This is a genomic window from Microvirga splendida (genome assembly GCF_016427565.1).
In the GTDB taxonomy this organism is placed as follows: Bacteria; Pseudomonadota; Alphaproteobacteria; order Rhizobiales; family Beijerinckiaceae; genus Microvirga; species Microvirga splendida.
In genome coordinates this window covers 57970-79912 of sequence record NZ_JAELXT010000017.1, presented here as the reverse complement: position 1 = coordinate 79912, position 21943 = coordinate 57970, and the positions used below count along the sequence as shown (strand labels likewise).

Sequence of the window (21943 nt, the reverse complement as noted above, 5' to 3'; positions counted from 1 at the left end):
AGCGATAGCCCTAACGAAAAACCTGTCCTGCCCTCTGCTAAAGGGTTGTTTTTCTTTCCATCCTGGGAAGCGAGTGAGTTTACGGGACTCACTCGCTTTTCTCCCGGGCCGCCTCCCTGAAGCGATCCCGCTGTTTTAGCTCACTTTCGAAGACCTTACGGTTGAGGTTAAGCCGCCCCCTGTCTTAACCAAGATTGCACCTACCTACTTCATGTTGCATTTACGGTGCACTTTGGCATTGTTGTGCGGGCCGTCATCTGAGGAACTGCCCTGTTGTCCCCGTTTGAGCGCTGCCATGCTTCGTAAGTTTGCTCTTGGGCATCTGGTCCTTCCCGCTCTTATGTTGCTCTTGGGCTGGTCGCTTCTGGAAGCTGGCTATATAGATGGACTAGCGTTTTTAGCGTTTCTCGGAACGCCCGCTGCCGTCTTGGTTCTAGCTTGGGCCGCCATCGTGGCAAATGAAATTGCCAACCGGCGAAGCGAAAGACAGCAGCGACCTTGGAGTTTCACTAAGTTATCTCTTTTCCACCTTTCCGTACCTGTTGTCATGGTGCTCCTGGGCTGGTGGGCGTGCAGCGCCGGCTACATCAGCGAGGCATTGTTTGTCGCCAGCGCGGTGGCCCCTGCCAGTGTCTTGTTCTTGGCCTGGGCCGCTCTCCTGGCCAACGAGATTGCGAACAGGCGGAGTGAAGAACGGCAGCGTCCAGTCAGCTTTACAAAGTTCTCTCTCCTCGTCCTTTTCGGACCTTTGGTCCTGTTGCTTTTGGGTTGGTGGTCTTTGCAGACCGGCTTCATGAACGGGACAGAAGTGCTGGCATTCTTCGCAACGCCTGCCATCGTTGGTGTTCTGGGCTGGGCAGCGGTCGCGGCCAATGAGATCGCCAATAGGCGAAGTGAGAGCCGGCAGCGCCAAGAGTAACTGCGAAGGTGGCTACGCCTCACTCTTTGTCGAGATCGCTCAAGCGCTCAAGGATGCGTCCTATGTCGGTAGCTTCGATGTCACCATGAATGTAAGCTTCGAAGATCGGATCTGTTGCCTGGTCTCTCGTAATCCCAGCTAAGAGATTGTTGTGCTGCGCCTGTTCAACAATCTTACGACGATGTTTCATCTCCTCGACCGAGATTTGTGAGGAGTTCGCCCTCTCCGTTAGTATAGCTGCGACACAGTCCCTGACTTTCTCCGCACGTGCCTTGTAGTCGGGCGACCAGAATGGATCTATGCGGGTCGCGGTATGCGCCGGATGTCCATCCCGGGCGGGGAAGGTGATGCCTATAATCTCGGAATTCTGCTCGAATATGTTCGCAAGAAATGCGTTGACCCGCTGCGTGTAGCCGCTTGGATAGTCGCGTGTGACCATGCCCTCCCCTTCTGCAGTGTGTAGGGTCAGGAACGGAATGGATGGAAACAGCTCGAAGATTCGTTCGATATCCTTTGTCACGCTCGGTGTGAGAGCTTTTGCCGCTTCCCCTGTAGCGAGTAGGCTCCAGGGGCGTCGACGCTCAAGCCCCTCAAGGACAGAGATAGCCTCGGCAGAGTAGCCACCCTCATTTGGCTGATCCGGATCTTGTGCGCTCATGTCATCTCTCTACACTTGGAGTCGTTGCTAACCTTCCATCGAATCAGCGGCTAGGAAAGCTGCAAACTGGAGAACTGAATTTGAGCGAGGAAGCCGACAAACTGAGGTACTTGGCTAAGAGCGGTCATGAGGGCGGCACGCTGCTCCTTGGTGCTGCTGATCGCCTTGATCGGATGGAGGTGTCAAGTGCCGCGATGGTGCAGTTGCTGAAGCGTTTAGAATGGTCAAGTTTTACGCAAGGACAGGGTAGTGGCTACATGTCGTCTGGTGGTGACGGGCCCTGGATCCCGACCTGCCCGATATGTCGCAACGTACATCCGGAAAAAGGGAAAGGCGACTTCATTGCAAAAGCTCTAGGCCACAAACAAGACTGTGAGTTGCTCAAATTTTTGGAAACTGGAGACAAGAGCTGAAAAGTGCTTCATCGGGGAGACGACTGGACCCCAGCTGAGTTGTGAGTTCGGGTATCTTAGGTGATGGAGCTGATCCGTGAGCGACGAAAATTGCGCGAAGCCAAGCGACGTAGCTCTCATATCGAAGGCTGTTGCTCGAGCAGCCCGTCGGCTTGGAATCCTAGAACAAGATCTCGCTATGATCTCCGGAGTTTCCAACCTGGAAAACGGTGCTATCCCCGTGCAAGGTGATTGGAACAGTTTCGAGAATGCGACCCTCTTCCTCCGCGTGCACGATTTGCTCGACACGTTCGCCAGTGGTGATGCGGCCGTGGCTGCATCTTGGCTCAACAGCCATAACACCGTTCTGGAGGGAATTCCGATCAAGTTGATACGAACGAACGTCGGTCTCCGGAACGTTCTCGATTATCTACAGAGCCGCCGTAACCTCTAGATCTGTGCTGCCTGACGCGGGTCGTCCAACAATATTCAGGAGGATCAGTAGAGGGGCGCTCTTGCTCAGATCGTGAGGGAATGAGTAGTCGGTTCTTACCGCTGACTCCCATGACCCAAGGCCTGAGAGAATTTGCCCGGAGGCAGACGAGGCTGGCCGTTCCGCTAAACTACGCGGCTGCTATAGACGATTGCAACATGGTAGGGTGCGACATTGCTCTCCGGGCAAGAATCTCCGCCTGGGCGAACAGAAGCATTTCGATTTCATCGATGGACGCCAAGTTGAGTTGCCGGACGACCTCGGACAGAACCTTCAGATAGATGCCGTAGGCTCGGGCTGGAAAAGCCTTATGGCCTCTGCCTTGATCGCGGCCCCTTATCCAATCCTGGAATTCCCTAACAGTTCTGTTTTTGCTCGGCAGATTTGGGAAGAAGATCGGCCGCTTATGATCCTGGACAATCTGCAGAGCATTGAGGGCTACGGAAACGCGGGCGTCGAAAATCGCAAAACGGTCTGGGTTCCGGATGGCGAGCAGCTTGCTCCATGTAGCCACGCCGGATGTGCCACGGCCTATGAGCTCCTCGTCAGACTGCGCGATACAAGTCCGGAGCGTCGCCTCTCGGTTGTAGACCCCACCCCATTTAGCGACATACCATTCTGCGAGCTCATAACGGCTGTCGGGTTGACCATGCCATATGGCCGAAAGAACCCGTTTGAGACGGGCGTTGGCCTTAGCCAGACTATCTGACTCTCGCTCAAAAGGAACAAAGCTTGGGACCGGCGGGATCTTCCAAGTATAGAGCTGGTCCAGGTGGAGGCCGTGTTCTTCGAAAAAGCCGACCAAGCCCTCGCATAATGGGGCGAGATACCGAGGCAGCCGTTGTTCTGTCGGACTGATCAGCCTGGTAGGTGAGGGGAGAGGTGTCAGGTTACTTGAGGCTGCCGGCTCAGACTCCAAGTTGGCATCGGCCGGAGCAAGGCCCACCCAGGTGAGCCAGCTCTGGAACTGGGCGTTAGCAACCGTCTTCGCCAATTCGAGACTGTCCTCAACGCCTTGCTTTCTGATGATAGCCGCGCCTGGCAGATCGTTCAGGTACCATCGAAAACGGCCCTGATCAGGCCCATTTTGGGCCCGGGTTACCCGAGCAAAAGCATAGTGCCGGAGGCTACCCGTCAGATCCTCTGGGTTATTATCCTCCGGGATAGTCGGCTTCCAGCGCAGCGGCACAGTCCAACGCCCCAAATTTTTCACAACATTCGCAAAGGGACTGTTGATTGTCCAACCGCATGTCATTTTTCGGTAAACGCGCAGTGGGCGTTCGTACAACCAGTGCTGAGCGGTACCTTGCTAAAAGCAGCTGCTCAAGTTTAGGCGCACCAGCGACCTCAAGATGGTTTCAGGATTGCTGAGTTGCAGAACTCAGCGGATCCGATCAAGGCGCGGGATTCGATCGCAGTCCACGCCAGGTCACTAGCCTAGCTCAGGATCGGCCAGCCGCACGACTCTATCCACGACCTGTGGGTTGATCGGGAATCAGAGCGATCTCTATGCTCGTCACGACAATCAGGTCTCAGGGCTGCGGCGCCCTGCAGTCAGGCGCAGAGAGCCGTCGGCACCGGCGGTCTTGGGCTGATCGAGGTTGAGGTTGCCGAGCTTCCAGGATTGCAGCACCACAGAGGTGTCACCGATCGATTTCGGCTTCACGCCGCCCTCTGTCGCACGCTCGATGGTCAGAGCCTTGCCGCTCCAGTCGAGCAGGAGGCGGTCATCCGGCCCAAACCCGGACCTGTCCCACAGGTCGCGCGGCAGGCGGATGGAGGTGTAGTACCGGTCCGAGCGCTTGGCATCTGCAATCGACCGGACGACGACTGGAGCGGCAGTGGATCGAGCTGTCCGTTCCTTTGCTGTTCGCTCACCCCGAGCCTGCCCTGAGGATGATTGCACCTCCGCAACGGGTGCCGCTGCCGGTTCAGGATCACCGCCTCGCATCTCGTCCACGCCGGACGAAGGATCCGGTGGGGGCTGCACATCTCCTGCCGGTGACGGATGCGGAATCAACTGAACGGCATTGGCAACCTGCCGGAGGCTGCCTGAGAGACCTTCGGCCGACTGGAGGAGGGCAGGGGCCAAGCGCGCAACGGCTTCGAGCTGCTGGCCCCCGAGCACCACCAGCTTGCACACCTGATCCGCCATGAGTTCCACCGCCGCACGCAAGCCTTTCAGGTCCGCTGCCATGCCGGCCAGAGTCTCCTCGACTTCAGGTGACAGGGAGGGCGTGGATTTGGGTTGTTGCGCGATCCTTGGAGGGGATGGTTGCGGCGGCGCAGTGTCCTTGGGCCGGAAGACCTCTGCGGCCAGAGCTTCAGGCTTGCCCAGGTGTCGGGCGAGGATGTCGGCTGTTGCACGGCGGCGCCCGTCGTCCGCCTTGCCGTCACGGCGCGGACGGGCGAGACAGGCCGGGCACAGGTCATAGGAGCGCTCCCGGCCAAGGAGCCAGCCACGCTCGTCGAAGTAGCTTTTGACTGTCTCGTTGCTGGTCGGCTTAGAGGCCTCGTAGGCGTCCGTACTGGCACAGTCCGAGCAGCGGACGACGAAACGGTACTTGGAGGGTGCACCACCGCTACGGGTAATCTGCGGCTCGAACTGACGTGCGATGCCGGGCATCTGGTAAATCCTGATCGTTGAAGAGGTCTTTGAGGCGGGAAGACGAAGTGTCCGCATCTCTCCGCGTGGAAAGGTATGATGTCGGGACGGGCAGGGGATTAGCACCGCACCTGCAAAATTCCAACCGCTTGGTCTTGATCCATCTTACCGTGCGGAGGATGATGAGCCGGCCGCCATCTATATAGATTGCACCATCTGAGAGTTACGGTGCTCGCCAAGCTCTTCCGCTGTAATTGCAGTGCCTCTCCCAAGATGAGACCCGGCTACAGCCTCCACAGTCAGCTGATCGTGACCGTATCGCCTCTGGGGCCTGACCCAAACCGGCCACATAGGCTTACGGTTCTCAGGGTTTGAGGCGAATGCGCTGGCGATATCGGGGGAGCCGAGCGCCAGAGCAGATTCAGCCTTTAGGTGAGCTCACCTGTCTTAGGGATTACCATGCATGTACAGCACGCTCGGTCTCGCAGCCCGGGCGCCAAGCCCCTGTGAAATGCCTTCCTGGACGTGGGTTGCATCGGTGGTCGCGGATTATTAGTTTTTCGAGCGAAGGCTGTTCTGAGGGGACTTCAATGACAACAGTCGAGTACTTAAAAAGTGCGGAGTTCTGGCTTCAGATGATTGCTCCTGGTGCGGCACTGGTCATGGGTCTCATCGCTTTTGCGTGGGCGCGGCAGGGGAGCAAGCATTAAGTTCATAACATATCTAGCATAGCTGAGTTTTCTTAAGCTAAGACACAGATTCCAGCGTATCGACAGACACGAGGCGCAGCGGAGGCTGAGATGACTGAGACATTCCAAGGCAGGGGTATCGCCGGCCAGAGCGATGCCGAGAGTGTCGCCATCCAAGTCCTGAACTTCATCGTCGCGGATGTCGATCGGATCATCCAGTTTCTGAACGTCACGGGCCTGCAGCCTGAGACGATCCGGGCGTCGGCGACATCATCGCATTTCCTGCTGGGCGTTCTCGAGTATGTGGCGAAGGACGATGAACTTCTGAAAGCAATTGATGAGGAACTGAAGCTCCGGCCAGCCGCGATCTTGGCGGCTATCGTGCATCTGTCGCCAGAGCCAGACATGATGCCATCCAATGAGGATAAGAAGGTTGACGCAGCCCCTCAACTGCCGAGGCGCAACCTATTCCACTGAAGGAGCAGCCATCCCGATGACGGTTCGGGCTCACACCCGATAACCGTTACTTAGTCGGCCCTGAACAACCCACAACTTATTGAGGTTGAAGGATTCTTCGTCTTAGCGAAGCATCGTAAAATGCCGGCATCTGGGTGCTGACCCGCTCAAAGCTGGTGTTTTGCCATGGGACCCAAGCCGACGCTGCCCACCTCCGGCGATCTCTACCGCAGCCGTCTCGATCAGATCCTCGATCAGCGTCACGAGCTGTTTCGGCTCGCCGGTCTCATCGATTGGGACAGGTTTGATCACGAGTTCGGCCGCTTCTATCGCCCGCTCGGCCGGCCTGCGAAGCCCACCCGCCTGATGGTGGGGCTGTCGTATCTCCAGCACACCTTCAATTTGTCCGATGAAGCCGTGGTGCAGCGCTGGATTGAGAATCCCTATTGGCAGTGGTTCTGCGGCTGTGAGTACTTCCAGCATCAGTTGCCGTGCGATCCCAGCTCGCTCACGCGCTGGCGCAAGCGGCTCGGACCCGAGGGTCTGGAGACGCTGCTGGCCGCCACGATCCAGGCCGGGCTCAACACGGGCGCGGTGCAGCCCTCCAGTTTGGAGCGGATCAGCGTCGACACCACGGTGCAGCCCAAGGCCATCACCCATCCCACTGACGCGAAGCTTTATCTCAAGGCTCTCCACGCCCTCGTGCGGCAGGCCAGGCGGCATGGCCTCACGCTGCGTCAGGCCCACACCCGCCTGGCCAAGCGCGCCGCCGTTCAGGTCGGCCGCTATGCTCATGCGCGGCAGATGCGGCGCATGCGGCGAGAGCTCAAGCGGCTGAAGACCTATCTCGGACGCGTGTATCGCGATGTCGCCAGGAAAGTCGCCGGTGACGAGGGCCTCGCCCTTCGCTTTGCACCTCTGCTCGGCCTCACAGAGCGCCTCCTGATGCAGGAGCGCACGAGCAAGAACAAGCTCTATAGTCTTCACGCTCCAGAGGTGGTGTGCATCGCCAAAGGCAAGGCGCACCGGCCGTACGAATTTGGCTCCAAGGTCGCGCTGGCGGTGACCAACCGGGAGGGCTTCGTCCTCGCTTCCAAATCGCTGGAGGGCAATCCGTATGATGGCCATACGTTAGACGCCACCATAGACCAGGTCATCGCCATGACGGACGTGGAGCCCGCGCGCATCTACGTCGACCAGGGCTATCGCGGACACGACTATGCCAAGACGGATCAGGTGTTCATCACGCGCCAGCGGCGGGGGCTGACGCCGACAATCAAACGGGAACTGAGACGCCGGTCAGCGATCGAGCCGATGATTGGGCACATGAAGGCGGACGGGCGGCTTGGACGCAATCACCTGCTCGGAGCCGCCGGCGATGCGATCAATGCGCTGCTCGTGGCAGCCGGGCACAATCTGCGGCTGATCCTGAACTGGCTCAGGGTTTTTATGGCTTGGCTCGTAGCAGCCCTGATCAATTTATCCGCGCAACCAGATACTTCGCAGGTTGCCTGAAACCCAGCACCAGCCCCGCGCAGCCGCATTATTCAGGGCCGACTACTTATCAGAGATGAGACATGTGCTTGGCTACTTCCCTGATCCAAGGCCGGGCTACTGTGATTAGAGGAGCAACGCGGGATCTATCATCAGGGTAGCGGTGGAAGCTGTCTGAACGGATCAAGGCACTCAATGCCAAGCGGCTCGAAATGCTTGAGGTTGCGCGTCACCACTGTGAGCCCATGAGCCTTCGCCGTCCCAGCGATGGCAAGATCCGCCCATCCAGGCGATTGACCGATGCTGCGAGCCTTGTCGAGAAGCCGTCCGGCAGCCCTCGCAGCCGCACCGTCAAAAGGCAGGATGCGAGGTCCATAAAGATGCTCCACAGCAGCCCACCATGCCTCCAGGTTGCTTGCCTTTGTCGTGGCTCCTTCGCGCAGAGCTTTTGCAATGCCCGCGATCACCTCTCCCGTTGTGATAACAGAGATAAACAGTCTCGGAGACATGACATCCATCCACCCGACGAGTTCGTCCGACGGGCGGCTTTTGGATGGTGCTCTGGCAGAGATGACGTTTGTGTCGACCAGATACACCTAAAACTCCTCGGATTGATGTGGCGGCTCATCCCGCTCGGGAATGTCTCCTGCTTCGATTGGCGCTGCCATGAGGATCTTACCGAAGGACGGAATGGTTGAGAGACGCTGGAACTCGTCCCAGGAAATAAGAACAGCTTCCTTTCGACCGTGGCGAGTGATCACGATCTCCTCACCGGCGGCTGCGCGATCAACGATGGCGGACAGGGATGCCTTAGCGTCCTTGAGCTGAACTTCCTGCATGACATCACCTCTCCAGAAGAATATGACCACTGTAGCCATATTGGGTAGAGGCTCTTAATTGTCAATGATTTGGCGCTCTACCATCGCCTAAGGCTAGGAATTTGGTCTGGGTCCAGCGGTGCAGTAAAGACGAGCAAGTTGCAGCAAAGTTACCTTAGGGCGTCTTGCTATGTTGTTGCTGTTCAGTCGACATATGGACCGTCCTCTGATAGCTGGCCCGGGTTGTATGATATGTTATTAGATACAACTGTTCCGATCTTCATTGACATTGTCAGCGTCTTTTCCATATCATGCTGACATGGAGGTTGCCCTATGAGCGACGGACCTCACAAGAGTCTGCCCCTTCGTCCCCACTGGCGGACGTATGCCCAGCGTGCCGCGATAGCAGCCTACGCAGCCGACGATGTGCGTGAGGCGCTTACCTTCGCGCTCAAACGGGACATCCTTCAAGCCCCGCTCAGGACCATCCGCGACATCATGGGTTCGGATACCCTCTTTCCGTCTATACGCATCGAGAAGCTGGAGGCGCTGCGCAGCAGGCACCCCGGCTCCGCCCCCGCCCAACTCGCGATCGACTGCGCCGTGGCGGCCGCGGGCAGGGGCCTCTCTGGGGATGCCGGAACGTACGTCGCTGTGAGCATGGCGCTTGAAGATACGGGGCGCAGCGCCATGCGCAGCATCGAAGAGCACTACCAGCGCGAAGCGCACCCGCGCAGCAGCCGCTATGTGCGCGAACGGCAGCAGGCCGCGCGCCAGCAGTTTGACTGCGGCGCTCTTGCCCGTGAAATCCTGTCCTCTGACAGGCCGCCGCAGAGGCGCTCGGTCAATCTTCCGGTGCGCAAGGACGTAGATGACGGGCCGCCGCTATGAATGTTCATGCTTACATTCCCAGAATTCCCGAGACCGCGATCGACGTTGTCGAAGCCGGCCGCCAGCCGCGCAAAGGACGTCGGGCGTTCGATCTGGAGCGCGACATTCGCTTCTCGACGGCGGGGCTCCAGTCGTATGCCTTCGCGCGCTGGGAGCCTGTCGTTCACGACGCCATGATCCTTGCAGCTGCCGTTGAGTACGCTGACCGGTCGACGAAGCGCCCTGCGCTTGGCTGGACCCGCAAGATCGAACTCCGCATACCCGTTCATGAGCCCGACAGATGGTCATCCCCCACAGTCATCGAGGCGCTGCATGAGGCGCTCCGGTTCCTGACGGGAGATGACTGGTCAATTGAATTTTCGCACCGAAAGAGCGCGGCGCGCGCACCCTCTCAGGAGTACCTGCAACTGCCCATCGAAACCGAGGCCGTGATCGCTTACAGCGACGGTATGGATTCCCGCGCCGTCGCTGGGATCTTGAACGTCTCCCTTGGCGAACGGCTGGTGCGGGTGCGTGTCGGCTCCAAGGCCAGCGGCCGGCCCGCGAAGGAAAAGCGCGAGCCATTTACGAGAGTGCCTTATTCGGTATCGGCGACCGGAGAAGCAAGCGCGCGGAACCGGGGCTTCAAGTTCGCCCTGATCAGCGGCCTTGCTGCCTACCTGACGGAAGCCGATCAAATCATCATTCCGGAGAGCGGCCAGGGTATATTCGGCCCGGCCCTGATAACGGCGGCGCATGCTTATCCCGACTTTCGCAATCATCCTCTCTTCACGGCGCGGATGGAGAAATTCATGAAAGCCTTGCTGCGCCATCCTGTACGGTTTGTCTTTCCGCGGCTGTGGCACACGAAGGGCGAAACGCTGCGGGAATTCACCGCCCTTCCTGACAGCGACTCATGGCGCGATACGAAGTCGTGCTGGCGTGGCGCACAGTGGAGCGCGCTGAACGGCAAGCTTCTCCAGTGCGGCATCTGCGCCGCGTGCATGCTGCGCCGTATGAGTATCAATGCGGCCAGGCTGTCCGAAACGGGCGAAGGCTACATCTGCAGCGACCTGACCGCGCCGACCTTCGAAGCGTCCGTTCAGGAAGGCTTCACGAGAATGAGCCCGGCGTTCCGCGAATATGCGATTGCCGGAACGCTGCACCTCGATCACCTCGCCGATATGGCGGACCAAGATAATCGTCCGACGGTTGCAAGGCATGCGGCGCTGACAGCCGCCGCCCTCGATATGGCGCCGGCGGTTGCTGAAGAGCGGCTGCGGGGCATGCTCCAGCGGCACGCCGCCGAATGGAATTCTTTCTTGAAAAGCATAGGAGCGCGTTCCTTCCTCCGGCAGTGGACGCGGGCAGATCAATGATTGGGAATAGCGAACGTCTGACCGACAGCGAGATAGGTGAACGTCTGCGCCTGGCGCGCGAGGGAGTAAGACTTACCCAGAAGCAGGCGGCGGACGTAATCGGAGCTGCGCGAACCACCATCGTTGCTATCGAGCAGGGTAAGCGCCGTATCCAAATCGACGAGTTGCAAAAGCTCGCGACGTCATACCGGACGTCTGCCAACGCCATCCTGCGCCGCGAGGCGATTCATCTGGATATGGTTCCGCGCTTCCGTAAACTGGACGACAGCAATGATGATGATGTCGAGCGCGCCACCCGGCTCCTCAATGATCTTGTAAGCGCCGAAGTCGAGCTCGAGAACGCACTGGGCGTATCACGCGCGCGCAATTACCCGCCGGAGCGGCCCATACTGCCGGGCGAGGTGCGCACGCAGGCCGAGCAGGATGCGCAGGAATTGCGGGACTGGCTCGGACTGGGTCCCGGCCCAATCACGGATATAGTTTCTATTCTCGACCTTCAGCTCGGCATTCGTGTCTATGTGAGGCCCTTGCAGGGGAAGGTCTCGGGGCTATTTTCCTATGACGAGGCCGTCGGCGCCTGCATCCTCCTGAACGCAAACCACCCCTATGAGCGATTGGCACAGACGGGCGCGCATGAACTGGCGCATGTCGTTTCGACGCGCAGGCAGCCGGAAGTTCTGACCGAGGACGAACGTTTCATGTCCCGTGAAGAGCGCTATGCCAACATATTCCAGCGCAACTTCATCACGCCTGCGCGCGCTGTACGCCAGCGCTTTGCCGAGATAACTGCTGGGCAGTCGCACCTCACTCGCCGGCACGTCATTCTCTTGTCCCATACCTTTGGCGTGTCGCGCGAAGCCATGGTGCGACGCCTTGAGGAGCTAACGCTTGCCCGCGAAGGAACCTGGGACTGGTTTCAGGGAAACGGCGGTATCACGGACGCGCAGGTGCGCGAAGTGCTGGGTGATATGCCCCGGCCGGATATTTCAGTCGCATCGAGGGGGCTTGTGCCACCGCGCCTTGCTCTTCTTGCGCGCGAAGCCTGGAAGAAGGAACTCTACAGCGAGGGTCAGCTCGCACGGCTTCTGCACCTTGACCGTCACGGTATAAGGGAAGTGCTGGACGGTGCAGAGCGGGAGGAAAGCGAAGCTGATGAGCTCGTCAAAATTCTTCGCTAGTCCGGACGCCGTTCTCGTTGCTGATGCGAGCATTGTGATTAATCTCAATGCCTCCGGCCGCGCTGCCGAGATCATTAGGGCGCTCCCCTGCCGCGTGGCTGTGTCCGGAAACACCGTCATTGAACTTGAGAACGGGGCACTTAGAGGCCACGACGACGGCCGGCAGCTTCGCGAACTAATCGATGCAGGTGCCGTCAGCCGCGTGGAGATCGGGGCTGCGGGCGCACCGATATACGAAGCGCTGATCGATGGATCCGCCCGCGTGACGCTGGACGACGGCGAGGCGGCCACCATCGCTTGTGCCATTGAGTTGGGCGGCGTGGCGCTGCTCGATGAGCGCAAGGCGCGGAGCCTCTGCGCCGCGACGTATGCAAGCCTTCCGATTCGCTGCACCGCGGAGATTTTGATGCATGAGGCCGTGGGCGCGGCCCTTGGCGCTGATCACATCGACGCCGTCGTCGGGGCCCTGAAGATCGGCCGGATGCGCGTACCGCCGGAGTTTGTCGAGGAGCTCTCACAGCTGATCGGCCCTGCGCGTGCATCAGAATGCGTGAGTTTGCCCAAGTCCGTCCGGAGGATCGCATAGTATGACAGCGCTCAGCACGCTCCTGCCCGTGCAGTGTAATCACAGCAGAGGGCACGTTTCATGAAGCTGGACAGTAGGTGGCGGTTCGACTCCCCGGGCGCGATGCCCCGCGAGGCAATCTGGGCATTCGACACATTGATCGGGAAGATCGCGGCGCAGGGTGACCGATGGACGATCCTTGAGCACTTCAAGAGCTATTACGCTGGGGCGTTAGGCGCTACGTCCAGCCGAAGCTCTTCGGAGAGCTGGGCAGAGTCTGACCTCAGCAACATGATGGGGCAGGCCGCGGACAATGCGCCTCTCTTCATTGAGGCCTTTTACGAGGGCTGCGAAGCGTTGCGCAACGATGACGGTCTTGCCGTTCCTGACGTAGGCCGCATGAACCGGATTCTTGTCGAGCATAGTGTTGGTTACGAGATCAGGCCGCCGGCGCTTGTCACCGTGGGCCTCCATCAGCCGATCGCAGTGCCCGAACGCTATCGGTCGCTCGACGAGCAGGCGCAGGATATCGTGCAACAATCCTTACAGCAGTCCGAGAAACTGCTCGCCGAGGGTCATCCGCGGCAAGCCGTCCAGGAAATCCTGTGGCTGATGGAATCGGTAGCTACAGCGTTCAAGGGCCTCAGCGCAGGCGAGACGACGATAGAAGGGAAGTATTTCAACAAGATCGTGCAGGAGCTGAGGACGCACAAGAAGGGCCAGACCATCGAGCAGGTTCTGGGCTGGCTCACCACTTTGCACGGCTATCTTTCTTCGCCGACTGGCGGCGGTGTCCGGCACGGTGCCGATCTCAAGAGCGGCATCACGATCGATGCTGACGTGGGGCGCCTCTACTGCAATCTGATCCGCAGTTACGTGACTTTTCTGATGGCCGAACACGACCGCATGAGGCGTGCCCAATGAGGTACGATCGCCGTCGCAATACGAGGGCGAGCGAGCTTGGGATGCCCGCCACCTCGCAGCGCGGCGTTGCGAACGGTAACGGTCAGCCCACCTGTTCGGCCGACCACCTCAGGCGCTCGGCAAGGAACACCGCGAACGGCCCGACATTCATTTCGACGCTTGCTGTTTCAAGGCGTGCGAGATACCGGGTCCTGTCCTCCACGCGCACGACCGTCCATGGATAGCCGCCAGAAGCCAGCATGGCGTTCATGAGGAAGCGGGCCATGCGGCCGTTTCCGTCGGGATAGGGATGCACGTAGCCGACGAGCCAGTGGCCGAGCACCGCGCGCACGGCAGGCTCCGTCTCCTTCTCCAGCAGTTCGAAGAGCGCGTTCATGCCGTCGGCAACTGTTTCGGAGCGCGGCGGCACATGCCATGAGCCGCGCAAAAAGACCGGGTGGCTGCGATAGCCGGCCAGCGCGCTGGCCCTCAGGATGCCGGCGGCGACGGAAGGCCCGAAGAGTTCACGATACCAGTCGCGGTGCTGGTTGTGCACGAGCGCGCCGGCGGGCGCGCCGCCCAGGATGGCGCTGACGGATTTCTTCACGCTTTGGAACGCCTGCCAGTAGCCGCGCGCGGCGAGCGCGTCGCGGTTCTGCCGGTCCTGCTCGTCGGCTTGCGGGTTCCAGTCGCCCTGTCGGACACGGTCGATCAGTTCGGGCGTCACGCTGTAGCCCTCGATCGACAGCGAGTGGTAGGCGTCGCTCCGGTAGATATCGTCGACGAACTTCATGTAGCGGTCTTTGTCGTCCGGCAGCCCCGGAGCCTGCGGGAACGCATCAAGGACGAGCTGGCGCTGGCTCTCCCATATGGCGTTCAGACGGGCGACGATCGGCGGGCCCCCCGTCGCGACGGCTCGGACGTGCTGCTCCTGCAAGAACGGATCGCTTTCGCGCACGTCATAGCCCGCGCTTTTCATTGTTTTGACGATGTCATCGGCAAAGCCATCGCGGCCGATGCGGCGGAACGCGCCGGCAATACGGCCCGCTACGGCGGAATGGCCGCCGTCGAGCAGCCGCCCGAGAACGCCCGAGACATCGCGCACCGCGCCGAGCACCACCAGCGCTTCGACAGGCGAGCGCTGGAAAAACGGCTCGGACACCCGTAGGAGCGCGGCATCAATGTTGTAGAGGCGCAGGCTGTTTTTCTCGGCAAGGTCGTCTGCCGGCGGCATCTCTTTGACCTTGAGGTCGTAGAGTGATGTGCCGAACAGCATGTTCAGCTTGTTGTTGGTGCCTTTGGGGCTGTTGACAATCACCTGCGCAGGGATGGCCGTCGCCTCGGCATGGAGCAGCAGCGACTGCTCCGGCGACAGATGCCACGCCGTACCGAACCGGTCGCTGCAATAGCGCGCGCAGAACTCCCAGAACGAGGCGTACCAGGGCGTGGTGTCGCCTTCCTGCGCCTGCGGTCCGGTCGACATGAGCCAGCCCTTGATAACCTCACGCAGAAATCCCTGCTGCATGAGGCGCTCCCGGTGGACGCGGCTGATCTCGCTGGATTTGAATATGCGTCGCCCGCCGTCCTGAAGCTCTTTCAGAGCGCTCAGGGAATTGGCAAGTTTTTCATTCGGTGTAGCCATGGGGAGGTTTCGAGTTTTTTATGTCGTATGGTATCAAGTATATGATGCAGTGCAATCACAAGTCAAGGATGCTGGATTATTACAAGTTTTTAATGTCGTATGATTTCACGTATTTAATGCTATCTATCTAATTTTATGAATAGGTTGGGGAAAATTTTAGCGATCCATGCCAGCTGCTCTAAGCGGCCAGAAAGTAAGAACCGGTTCCAGATCCCATACGATCACGGGATTCGCTATGCTCAGCGGAGCATATCGCCGCCTTCGCACATGTAATGCGGGGTAACATCAGCCCAATGCGACCGTTGCCATGAGCAAGCAGGCTTAAATAAGCCAGCATTGACGGGTCGGGGAGGTGAGCACCATTAGATACAATGCCTTCAAGCTGCAGAGTCTTGCATATGCAGTGTGGAATCAAGCCGAAGTGCGACGGTTCGCGGGTTTATTGGTCGCCAGTCGGTCAGGGACGGCCGGGGCGGAGTTGATCAGGGTTGCACAGCCCCGGATCCAGAGAACTCATCAGGACCTCTTTGGGTGTGCGATAGCCCAGGCACTTGCACGGCGTCCCGTTGAGCCGATCACAGATCTCAAGCAGGGCCTCCTCAGGCAAAGCAGCAATGTCCGCGTCCCGTGACAGGAAGCGCCGAACCCGGCCATTGGTGTTCTCCACCGAGCCTTTCTGCCAGGGGGCTTGCGGCTTGCAGAAGTAGCTGTCCATGCCGAGCCTCTGCTTGAGCAACGGGTAAGAGGCAAATTCCGTCCCGCGGTCGAACGTGATCGACACACGCGCTGTCTCCGGCAGAACTTTCAGCTTCTCGATCATGCCGGTCATGACCCCAGTTGAGTTGCGATCTCGGTTGCGGGTCAGGATCGTGTAACGGCTTTGGCGCTCGACAAGCGAGGTGAGATTGTGCTTGCCCAGTTCCTTGCGGAACATCATCAGATCGCCTTCCCAGTGGCCAAAGCTGGTACGGACGGCGATCTCCGCCGGGCGCTGCTCGATGGTATTGCCCGCCGGAATAACGAGACCTCGGGGTTTGCGCTGGTAGCGCGCTCGCCGCCGGCGCCGCGCCAGCGGCAGATCCTGGTACAGTCCGAGCCGGTGCCCCTGGGAACTGTAGACGAACCAGTAGATCGTCTCATGCGACAGCCGTTCAGGAGCATCGGATGCCCGCAGGCGGCCAGCGATCTGCTCTGGCGACCATCCAGCCTTGAGGCGGTCCATGACATAAACCGCGAGCACCGGCTTGCGCGCGAGCTTGCACAGACGCTGACGCCGGGCCCGGGCCTGCATGTCGGCCGCCACATGATAGTAGCCACGGTAGAGCGGCTCCTGGTCGTGAACCCAGTTCCGCTTGATCTCGCGGTAGATGGTCGACCGATGCCGCTGCAGGCGGTCGGCGATCACCGGGATCGGGACCTTGCTCGCGTGCATGCGGGCGATCTCGCGCCGTTCGGTCAGGCTCAGATGGGTGTAGGGCAGGGTCATTCAGCCTCCGAGTGCAAATCCTTTGTTTGTAACGGAATTCGCACTTCAGGATAGAATCCGCCCAGCAACGATATAAAATTCGCATAACATTGGTTTTGACAAGAACTCGGTAACCAGTGTCGTGGCAGGGTCCTCTCACTGGAGGATCTCATGCGGACCAATCAGCGCCTGGCCCAGCTGTGGCTCGATGCACTCGCCACGGAGCTGGGTGCCGCAGCCGGTACCATCGACACCTACACCGACGATCTCAATTGCTATCTCACTTGGTTGAGCGAGAAAAGCCTCGGGTTGGACGATGTTGGGCTTGAGCACGTCCGGGACTACATCGCCGGTCTCGATCAACGCGGCTACGCCGGATCCACCATCGCCCGCCGCATCACGGTTGTCCGTAACCTGCATCGCTTCCTGATCAGTGAGGAGCTCGGCTCCCACGATCCCACGTCTACCATGCCTGCCATGAAGCGGCCTCGGAAGCTGCCCTTCGTCCTGTCGATTGCCGAGACAGAAGCGCTCCTGGAGACCGCCCACAGGCTGGCGGCCGATCCCTCGGTGGGTCTCTACCGCCAAGCCGGCTATGCCCGCCGTGCTGCGCTGTTCGAGACGCTCTATGCCTCAGGCATGCGCATCAGTGAGGCTTTGTCGCTACCCTCCGATGCCGCTCCTCCCGGCACCCGCATGTTGCTCGTGCGTGGCAAGGGCGACAAGCAGCGGCTCGTGCCCCTGCATGAGCGGGCCATTGCAGCCATCGCCCAGTGGCAGAAGCTGGCCAGCGCGTATTCGGGGGGCAAGCCAACCCAGTGGCTGTTCCACTCCGTGCGCAACGGCACCAAGGCTTTGACGCGACAGGCGGCTCTGCTTGAGATCAAGGAAGCGGCTGTGGCCGCAGGGCTGGCGATCCCAGAGCGGGTGTCGCCGCACGTGTTGCGGCATGCCTTTGCCACCCACATGCACTCGGGCGGCACCGACCTGCGGGTCCTGCAGGAGCTGCTCGGCCATGCCGGCATTGAGACCACCCAGATCTATACGCATCTCGACACCTCCCGCCTGCACCAGATGGTCCGCGACCTCCACCCGCTGAATGAAGATGAAGAGGGCGAGCGCACGACAGCCGCCTGAATAGCTGGAGGGTGAGACGGAGGATTTCTATGGCAGCGACAGGCGACCGAGACCGCCGCCCCCGTGCATAACCGTCATGCAGCTTCCAGTTCTTGCCATTCGGGCAACGGGAACAGGCGGTCATACGCCCAATTGAAAACGAACGCATAGCCCATGTAGAAAAGAGCAAAAGACACGTCCATCAGGAATGCCTGCCAGAGACTGACGCTGAGATACCATGCGAAGAGCGGCAGCAGGACAAATAGAAGCCCGACCTCGAACATGACTGCATGTAGTATGCGGATCAGCGTGGTTTTCCTAGTACTTCCCGTCAACCGCTGCATGATGTTATCAAAGCCAAAATTGTAGATGTAGTTCCACAGTGTTGCGATCGTGGCGCCGACAACCCCCAGCACCCCGATGTCGTGCATAGGCACGTGAAACGCCCAGGCACCAAGTGGCGTGATAAGAGCCAAGCCGATGATTTCAAAGCTGATCGCGTGACGAATGCGGTCGCGTGCGGTTCGCATGTTATTCCCCCAAGCGGGTCAAAGCTCGGGTCGTCCCGAACGATTAACCCAGCGTCTGGGGGAGGTCGTCCTCTCTTGCGCCTGCATATAGGAGGACAGGCCCGCTCTCGGCAAGAGGCAGAGATTTCAACCGGGAACCGACCATCACGGCATCAAAGGTCTGTATAACCCTTCTGCCGATGGGCTGCGGCCCAAGCCTCCAAAGCCTGAGCGGCTTCGGCTTCATCCGGGAAGATCTCAACCTTCTCCTCACCTTTGGAGCCAACGTAGCCCCAGTGACGGACCAGCCGGATTTTGCCGAACAGGTCACGCTCGATCATTAGGCTAAAGAAGCGCGCCCTGCCCTGCTCCAAGTTCCGCTGATAAGGCATCCAAATCGAAGGTCTCGGTTGCCACCTTCCTGTTCTCCTCGGTCCGCAGCTTAGGCAGTTCCCTTCTGCGATAAGGCTCTCAGGATGACGCGGTTGCCATGATCGGTCATCGACCATGCATCTTCCGTCGACCATTCATCGTCCGACATGGAGGATGTGAGCCAATCGTGACTATGCAATTCTTGAAGCCAGGCGCTGACCGCGTCGAAAGGCGCCGCGAACTCGGGCAGTCCTACCTTGATCGCGTTGACGAGGTCTGGGCTGACGAGGTCTGGATTGAGCCACCGGAACTCCGGCCTGATCCATCCACGCTGAATCATGTCGCGCAGGATGTCCTGGATGGTGAGGCTCGCTCCCCGTTCGTTTGGCTTGGGCGCCATGGCCAGAAGGTAGGTGGCCTGCCAGTCGTCAGGCAAGACCGTAAAGCATCCCAGGCCGGCGACACGTATTCCCACGTAGCCACGTAGCCCCAAACTGATCGCTTTCCGATATTCCGGACTGCGAGCGGTCAGCGACTTCAGCTCTGCCGCCCCCTGCAAGTACACCTGCCTGAGGGAGGAGGCAGGTTCGAGCATTTCCCTGTCTTGCTCGATGCGGAGGGTATCTAGGGCAGCCTCACCCTCTCTGACGAGAGGATTATGGAGCCATTTCCTCTGGCAGGTATCGAGAATGCCTTTCTCGACTTCCTCCTTTGAGGCACCCGCCGATAGGTCCGCGAGGTAGATTTCGACGCCCGCTACGTCCAGTTCCTGAATTTTGGCGATCTTATCGGGTCCGCACTCGTGGGTGACGACGAACTCTACGATGAGATCCAGCCCTTCCCTTGTCACGACGACGTCCGGGATGATGTCTCCCAGCTTATTCTCGAGGATCGCGCTATCGAATGTGTAATTGCCGCCGGGGAACTTCGACCACGTCTCGACCCCGTCATCGAAGTGCACGGGTGGGAGGGTCAGCCTCAGTTCACGGGCAAGGAGCTCCTTGGCGAACATGTGAAGCGCCGTCTCGGGCCCAGTCCTGCAAGGCCTGCCATCCGAGGTTGCGAGATGCCCGAAATGGTGATCAAGCACTTGCCCCTGCCTAGCCACGAGCGGGCTTCCGCACCCCGGGCAGACGCATCCGCATTCCTTTCCGCGGGGAACCTCGGAGATATGGGCGATCGACCCATCAGGTCTCTGACCGAACACGAGGCTGGGTTGTCCATTGCGGCAACCGAAACCGTTCAAAGGAGACGTATCAGTCTCGGAAGATTTGCTGTGTTCCCCTGCCGTCATGCCATACCGGGTAGCTTTTGAGGCGGGGACATTGAGCCCTTCCCGCTCGAAAGGCAATATTCGTTGCTTGCCCCGGTTTGTCCTTCTCCACCCCAGATAGGGAGCTGGAAACTGCCGGCTGGTTTCGCTGAAGTCTGGTGGCGTTTGCGACCGAATGCCGTCGAAGATGGCGAGGGCCTCGCGGAGGAAGGTCATTCGAATGATTTCGGACGCACCAATGAAATAGGATTGTCAGTGGTTGCTGGATTAAACGTCAGTCGGGATTACAGCCTTTTCTGGTCCCGGTCGCTTAGGAGGCGCTGAGAGTATGAGCTTGGTGAGGACCTCGTAGACGGATTGTGGACCACACTCGGTCTTGCGAGCAACGCAGTCTTCGAAGAAGCTGACATACTCGTCACATTGGGTGGATCGCTGCTGCTTGGGAGCTTCCGCGCACCGAGTGTATGCCAGCCTTAAGGTCGGTGGCGGATCGAACGATTCAAAAATTATATGCGCTGGTGTTCGGGTGAGCTTCTCATGGGCAAGAATGATACTGGCGGGCCCCGCGAGGATGACGATAGCTATGAAGCCATGATGGATCTTTCGCATCGGCTTATCGGACGCTGGAGGAGAACCTCAAGCGGATGGGCCTTGAGCGTGCGGACAACGACAGGAGCGTGAAGGTCAATTGGCGGTGGAAGACCAAGACTGAAAAAGGAGTCACGGTCGTTCTCGAGTTCCTGGCAGACGACCCGGGGCTGAAAGGCGGTGCACTGCAAGAGTTGCCGACCGAGGGAAACATCTCGGCCGTTAACATTCCCCATGCATCGCTTGTTTTCGATCTCCACGACCGAGGTGAATAGGTTAGCTTCGTCTTAACCATAAAGGTCCGAGGTAGGCTTCGGTGTCCGCGAGAACGGCGAGGTCGACAACGACATCGATATCCCCGGTGCCAGCATGCGCCGGAACAGCCGGCGGCCGCGCTGTCACCAGGTAGCGAGGCATCAGTCCACCCACTAGGAATACCGACTCTCACCACGGTCCAAGGCCGCTGAAGAGCGTGACCAGCACACGCTCGCAGTCATGGGTGACTTCCTGGCTGTAGTCGACGAAAAACTGTGGCTTGGGCATTAGACGTCCAGTTTCTCGGCACGAACATGTTGCGCCAGCTCCTTGGCGCGCCCCCCCGATTGCAGCAGGTCAAGGTAGGTTTGAAGCGGATCGGCAACCCAAAGATCATCGATCCTCTGGCGAAATCGCAGCTCGTCGTCCGACTTCAACTCGTGGCCACCAAGATTCCAGCCTTCTCGTACGGGTCGCGCCCCGATTGTATCCAGCACAGCGTGCATCCCCCGGCTTGCAGAAACGCGGCAAGAGACCTGAGAAACACTCGACAGGTAAGGAGCATGGATCTGTCCGGCGGAAATGCCCGTGAGCTCGTAAGGAACGCCTTCGATCTCGCACGCATGATCGAGCTGTCGTTGCAGATCCGGCAGCGCCATCGAGCGCACGTAGTAGTGTTGCACGTCCCTCGGTTTGACCGAGTTCTGAAAGCTCGATCATGCATCGAGCAATGCGCGTGGATTGGTCAAGCGGCGCTCTTTCGCGGGGCCAGCACCCCTCACCTCGACCCAGTCCCGGCGCTCGATGGCTATCAAGGTCTCCGGCGCCGTCGCCGGCGATACCCCGGCCCGCTCAGCGATCTCGTGGACGCCGAACCAGTCCGGCTTGGTGACCCAGACCGCGTGCAGAACTTGAGCCCGACGGCCGGCGAATAGGTTGTTCAGTGAGCGGGATTGCTTTCGAGACGGCGGCTTATCGACACGCAGATAAAGCCCCTTGGCTGCGATGAACAGGCTTCCGCTGGAGTCAAAATAGCCGATCCGTTCATCGCGAAGCAATTCACGGGCGCCAGGCGATATGGTCTCGGCCATGAGGACGGGTACTACCCGATAGAAGTCGTTCTCAAGATGAGCGAGATAGTTCCTGAGCTGCCAGATGGCTTCGCGGGCGTCGCGCGGAAAGAGGGATGCTTTGGCCTCGACAACAATCCGATACGTTTTGCCGTCTTGGCGCATTTCCATTGTCAAGTCCGGTCGAAGTGAGCTCCCTGACCCTTTGGGTTCCTGCAAGACCTGGGGCTTCTC

Annotated in this window: 24 protein-coding genes; 12 read left to right on the top strand and 12 right to left on the bottom strand. The window is 59.5% G+C overall.

Translation table 11 applies throughout. The annotated features are described in order from the left end of the window. Positions 1–295: 295 nt before the first annotated feature. On the top strand, positions 296–919 hold the full coding sequence (locus JAO75_RS15935; protein WP_199050118.1) for a hypothetical protein: 624 nt from the start codon (positions 296–298) through the stop codon (positions 917–919). 19 nt (positions 920–938) lie between these two features. Here JAO75_RS15935 and JAO75_RS15930 read toward each other — a convergent pair whose 3' ends face one another. Next, positions 939–1577 carry a hypothetical protein gene (locus JAO75_RS15930; RefSeq protein WP_199050117.1) on the bottom strand — a complete coding sequence of 213 codons (639 nt, stop codon included), beginning with the start codon at positions 1575–1577 and terminating at the stop codon, positions 939–941. 80 nt (positions 1578–1657) lie between these two features. Between JAO75_RS15930 and JAO75_RS15925 the strand changes: the two genes are divergently transcribed. Both JAO75_RS15925 and JAO75_RS15920 read left to right on the top strand, forming a co-directional pair. Then, positions 1658–1990 (top strand): hypothetical protein, encoded by a 333-nt coding sequence (locus JAO75_RS15925; protein ID WP_199050116.1) that lies wholly within the window; start codon positions 1658–1660, stop codon positions 1988–1990. Between the two features lie 76 nt (positions 1991–2066). Then, positions 2067–2423: an antitoxin Xre/MbcA/ParS toxin-binding domain-containing protein gene (locus JAO75_RS15920; protein ID WP_199050115.1), complete on the top strand. Its 357-nt coding sequence runs from the start codon at positions 2067–2069 to the stop codon at positions 2421–2423. A gap of 169 nt (positions 2424–2592) precedes the next feature. Here JAO75_RS15920 and JAO75_RS15915 read toward each other — a convergent pair whose 3' ends face one another. Both JAO75_RS15915 and JAO75_RS15910 read right to left on the bottom strand, forming a co-directional pair. After that, a complete protein-coding gene (locus JAO75_RS15915; protein WP_199050114.1) occupies positions 2593–3456 on the bottom strand; it encodes a hypothetical protein in 864 nt (287 codons plus the stop codon). Between the two features lie 531 nt (positions 3457–3987). Continuing rightward, positions 3988–5088, bottom strand: coding sequence for a hypothetical protein (locus JAO75_RS15910; RefSeq protein WP_199050113.1), 1101 nt, complete (start codon positions 5086–5088; stop codon positions 3988–3990). Positions 5089–5867: 779 nt separating this feature from the next. Between JAO75_RS15910 and JAO75_RS15905 the strand changes: the two genes are divergently transcribed. Both JAO75_RS15905 and JAO75_RS15900 read left to right on the top strand, forming a co-directional pair. Further along, positions 5868–6233, top strand: coding sequence for a DUF3572 domain-containing protein (locus JAO75_RS15905; RefSeq protein WP_199050112.1), 366 nt, complete (start codon positions 5868–5870; stop codon positions 6231–6233). Between the two features lie 165 nt (positions 6234–6398). Then, on the top strand, positions 6399–7727 hold the full coding sequence (locus JAO75_RS15900) for an IS5 family transposase (protein ID WP_199050111.1): 1329 nt from the start codon (positions 6399–6401) through the stop codon (positions 7725–7727). A 131-nt stretch (positions 7728–7858) separates the two neighbouring features. Here the strand turns inward: JAO75_RS15900 and JAO75_RS15895 are convergent, their stop codons facing one another. Both JAO75_RS15895 and JAO75_RS15890 read right to left on the bottom strand, forming a co-directional pair. After that, positions 7859–8302, bottom strand: a complete 444-nt coding sequence (locus JAO75_RS15895) for a PIN domain-containing protein (protein WP_199050110.1) — start codon at positions 8300–8302, stop codon at positions 7859–7861. Continuing rightward, on the bottom strand, positions 8303–8545 hold the full coding sequence (locus tag JAO75_RS15890; RefSeq protein ID WP_199050109.1) for a type II toxin-antitoxin system Phd/YefM family antitoxin: 243 nt from the start codon (positions 8543–8545) through the stop codon (positions 8303–8305). A 312-nt stretch (positions 8546–8857) separates the two neighbouring features. Here JAO75_RS15890 and JAO75_RS15885 point away from each other — a divergent pair, with 312 nt between their 5' ends. Genes JAO75_RS15885 through JAO75_RS15865 form a run of 5 tightly spaced genes read left to right on the top strand, consistent with a single transcriptional unit; the run spans position 8858 to position 13440 of the window. Then, on the top strand, positions 8858–9415 hold the full coding sequence (locus JAO75_RS15885; protein ID WP_199050108.1) for a hypothetical protein: 558 nt from the start codon (positions 8858–8860) through the stop codon (positions 9413–9415). After that, complete coding sequence (locus JAO75_RS15880; protein ID WP_199050107.1) at positions 9412–10773, top strand: 7-cyano-7-deazaguanine synthase; 1362 nt, start codon at positions 9412–9414, stop codon at positions 10771–10773. The genes JAO75_RS15885 and JAO75_RS15880 overlap by 4 nt, the downstream gene beginning before the upstream one ends. Beyond that, positions 10770–11951, top strand: coding sequence for an XRE family transcriptional regulator (locus tag JAO75_RS15875; RefSeq protein WP_199050106.1), 1182 nt, complete (start codon positions 10770–10772; stop codon positions 11949–11951). The genes JAO75_RS15880 and JAO75_RS15875 overlap by 4 nt, the downstream gene beginning before the upstream one ends. Then, on the top strand, positions 11926–12537 hold the full coding sequence (locus JAO75_RS15870; RefSeq protein ID WP_199050105.1) for a PIN domain-containing protein: 612 nt from the start codon (positions 11926–11928) through the stop codon (positions 12535–12537). Before JAO75_RS15875 ends, JAO75_RS15870 begins: the two co-directional genes overlap by 26 nt. A gap of 60 nt (positions 12538–12597) precedes the next feature. Further along, the gene (locus JAO75_RS15865; protein ID WP_199050104.1) at positions 12598–13440 is read left to right on the top strand and encodes a hypothetical protein; all 843 of its coding nucleotides are present in this window, start codon (positions 12598–12600) and stop codon (positions 13438–13440) included. 82 nt (positions 13441–13522) lie between these two features. Here the strand turns inward: JAO75_RS15865 and JAO75_RS15860 are convergent, their stop codons facing one another. Together JAO75_RS15860 and JAO75_RS15855 are read right to left on the bottom strand one after the other, a co-directional pair. After that, the gene (locus JAO75_RS15860; protein ID WP_199050103.1) at positions 13523–15061 is read right to left on the bottom strand and encodes a Fic family protein; all 1539 of its coding nucleotides are present in this window, start codon (positions 15059–15061) and stop codon (positions 13523–13525) included. A 457-nt stretch (positions 15062–15518) separates the two neighbouring features. Further along, a complete protein-coding gene (locus tag JAO75_RS15855) occupies positions 15519–16547 on the bottom strand; it encodes an IS30 family transposase (RefSeq protein ID WP_199050102.1) in 1029 nt (342 codons plus the stop codon). 150 nt (positions 16548–16697) lie between these two features. Between JAO75_RS15855 and JAO75_RS15850 the strand changes: the two genes are divergently transcribed. Beyond that, positions 16698–17663, top strand: a complete 966-nt coding sequence (locus JAO75_RS15850) for a tyrosine recombinase (RefSeq protein ID WP_199050101.1) — start codon at positions 16698–16700, stop codon at positions 17661–17663. 74 nt (positions 17664–17737) lie between these two features. Here the strand turns inward: JAO75_RS15850 and JAO75_RS15845 are convergent, their stop codons facing one another. The 3 genes from JAO75_RS15845 to JAO75_RS15835 form a co-directional block, all read right to left on the bottom strand. Beyond that, on the bottom strand, positions 17738–18172 hold the full coding sequence (locus tag JAO75_RS15845; protein WP_199050100.1) for a PACE efflux transporter: 435 nt from the start codon (positions 18170–18172) through the stop codon (positions 17738–17740). 152 nt (positions 18173–18324) lie between these two features. Next, complete coding sequence (locus tag JAO75_RS15840; RefSeq protein ID WP_199050099.1) at positions 18325–18543, bottom strand: WGR domain-containing protein; 219 nt, start codon at positions 18541–18543, stop codon at positions 18325–18327. Between the two features lie 50 nt (positions 18544–18593). Continuing rightward, entirely contained in the window at positions 18594–19535 is a 942-nt protein-coding gene (locus tag JAO75_RS15835; RefSeq protein WP_246742538.1) for a hypothetical protein, read from the bottom strand. 905 nt (positions 19536–20440) lie between these two features. Between JAO75_RS15835 and JAO75_RS15830 the strand changes: the two genes are divergently transcribed. Next, a complete protein-coding gene (locus tag JAO75_RS15830; protein WP_246742537.1) occupies positions 20441–20659 on the top strand; it encodes a hypothetical protein in 219 nt (72 codons plus the stop codon). Between the two features lie 267 nt (positions 20660–20926). Here the strand turns inward: JAO75_RS15830 and JAO75_RS24895 are convergent, their stop codons facing one another. Both JAO75_RS24895 and JAO75_RS24890 read right to left on the bottom strand, forming a co-directional pair. Further along, positions 20927–21322 (bottom strand): hypothetical protein, encoded by a 396-nt coding sequence (locus JAO75_RS24895; protein WP_246742536.1) that lies wholly within the window; start codon positions 21320–21322, stop codon positions 20927–20929. A gap of 33 nt (positions 21323–21355) precedes the next feature. Then, positions 21356–21880 (bottom strand): hypothetical protein, encoded by a 525-nt coding sequence (locus JAO75_RS24890; protein ID WP_246742535.1) that lies wholly within the window; start codon positions 21878–21880, stop codon positions 21356–21358. Between the last annotated feature and the right edge of the window lie 63 nt (positions 21881–21943).

Bases quoted from the DNA above. Each gene is read 5' to 3' on its own strand.
- JAO75_RS15905 (WP_199050112.1), top strand. From the start codon at position 5,868: ATGACTGAGACATTCCAAGGCAGGGGTATCGCCGGCCAGAGCGATGCC.
- JAO75_RS15890 (WP_199050109.1), bottom strand. From the start codon at position 8,545: ATGCAGGAAGTTCAGCTCAAGGACGCTAAGGCATCCCTGTCCGCCATC.
- JAO75_RS15870 (WP_199050105.1), top strand. From the start codon at position 11,926: ATGAGCTCGTCAAAATTCTTCGCTAGTCCGGACGCCGTTCTCGTTGCT.
- JAO75_RS15830 (WP_246742537.1), top strand. From the start codon at position 20,441: ATGGGCCTTGAGCGTGCGGACAACGACAGGAGCGTGAAGGTCAATTGG.
- JAO75_RS15885 (WP_199050108.1), top strand. From the start codon at position 8,858: ATGAGCGACGGACCTCACAAGAGTCTGCCCCTTCGTCCCCACTGGCGG.
- JAO75_RS15845 (WP_199050100.1), bottom strand. From the start codon at position 18,172: ATGCGAACCGCACGCGACCGCATTCGTCACGCGATCAGCTTTGAAATC.
- JAO75_RS15900 (WP_199050111.1), top strand. From the start codon at position 6,399: ATGGGACCCAAGCCGACGCTGCCCACCTCCGGCGATCTCTACCGCAGC.
- JAO75_RS15880 (WP_199050107.1), top strand. From the start codon at position 9,412: ATGAATGTTCATGCTTACATTCCCAGAATTCCCGAGACCGCGATCGAC.
- JAO75_RS15835 (WP_246742538.1), bottom strand. From the start codon at position 19,535: ATGTTCGCCAAGGAGCTCCTTGCCCGTGAACTGAGGCTGACCCTCCCA.
- JAO75_RS24890 (WP_246742535.1), bottom strand. From the start codon at position 21,880: ATGGAAATGCGCCAAGACGGCAAAACGTATCGGATTGTTGTCGAGGCC.
- JAO75_RS15865 (WP_199050104.1), top strand. From the start codon at position 12,598: ATGAAGCTGGACAGTAGGTGGCGGTTCGACTCCCCGGGCGCGATGCCC.
- JAO75_RS15860 (WP_199050103.1), bottom strand. From the start codon at position 15,061: ATGGCTACACCGAATGAAAAACTTGCCAATTCCCTGAGCGCTCTGAAA.
- JAO75_RS15855 (WP_199050102.1), bottom strand. From the start codon at position 16,547: ATGACCCTGCCCTACACCCATCTGAGCCTGACCGAACGGCGCGAGATC.
- JAO75_RS15840 (WP_199050099.1), bottom strand. From the start codon at position 18,543: ATGCCTTATCAGCGGAACTTGGAGCAGGGCAGGGCGCGCTTCTTTAGC.
- JAO75_RS15850 (WP_199050101.1), top strand. From the start codon at position 16,698: ATGCGGACCAATCAGCGCCTGGCCCAGCTGTGGCTCGATGCACTCGCC.
- JAO75_RS15875 (WP_199050106.1), top strand. From the start codon at position 10,770: ATGATTGGGAATAGCGAACGTCTGACCGACAGCGAGATAGGTGAACGT.
- JAO75_RS15935 (WP_199050118.1), top strand. From the start codon at position 296: ATGCTTCGTAAGTTTGCTCTTGGGCATCTGGTCCTTCCCGCTCTTATG.
- JAO75_RS15910 (WP_199050113.1), bottom strand. From the start codon at position 5,088: ATGCCCGGCATCGCACGTCAGTTCGAGCCGCAGATTACCCGTAGCGGT.
- JAO75_RS15930 (WP_199050117.1), bottom strand. From the start codon at position 1,577: ATGAGCGCACAAGATCCGGATCAGCCAAATGAGGGTGGCTACTCTGCC.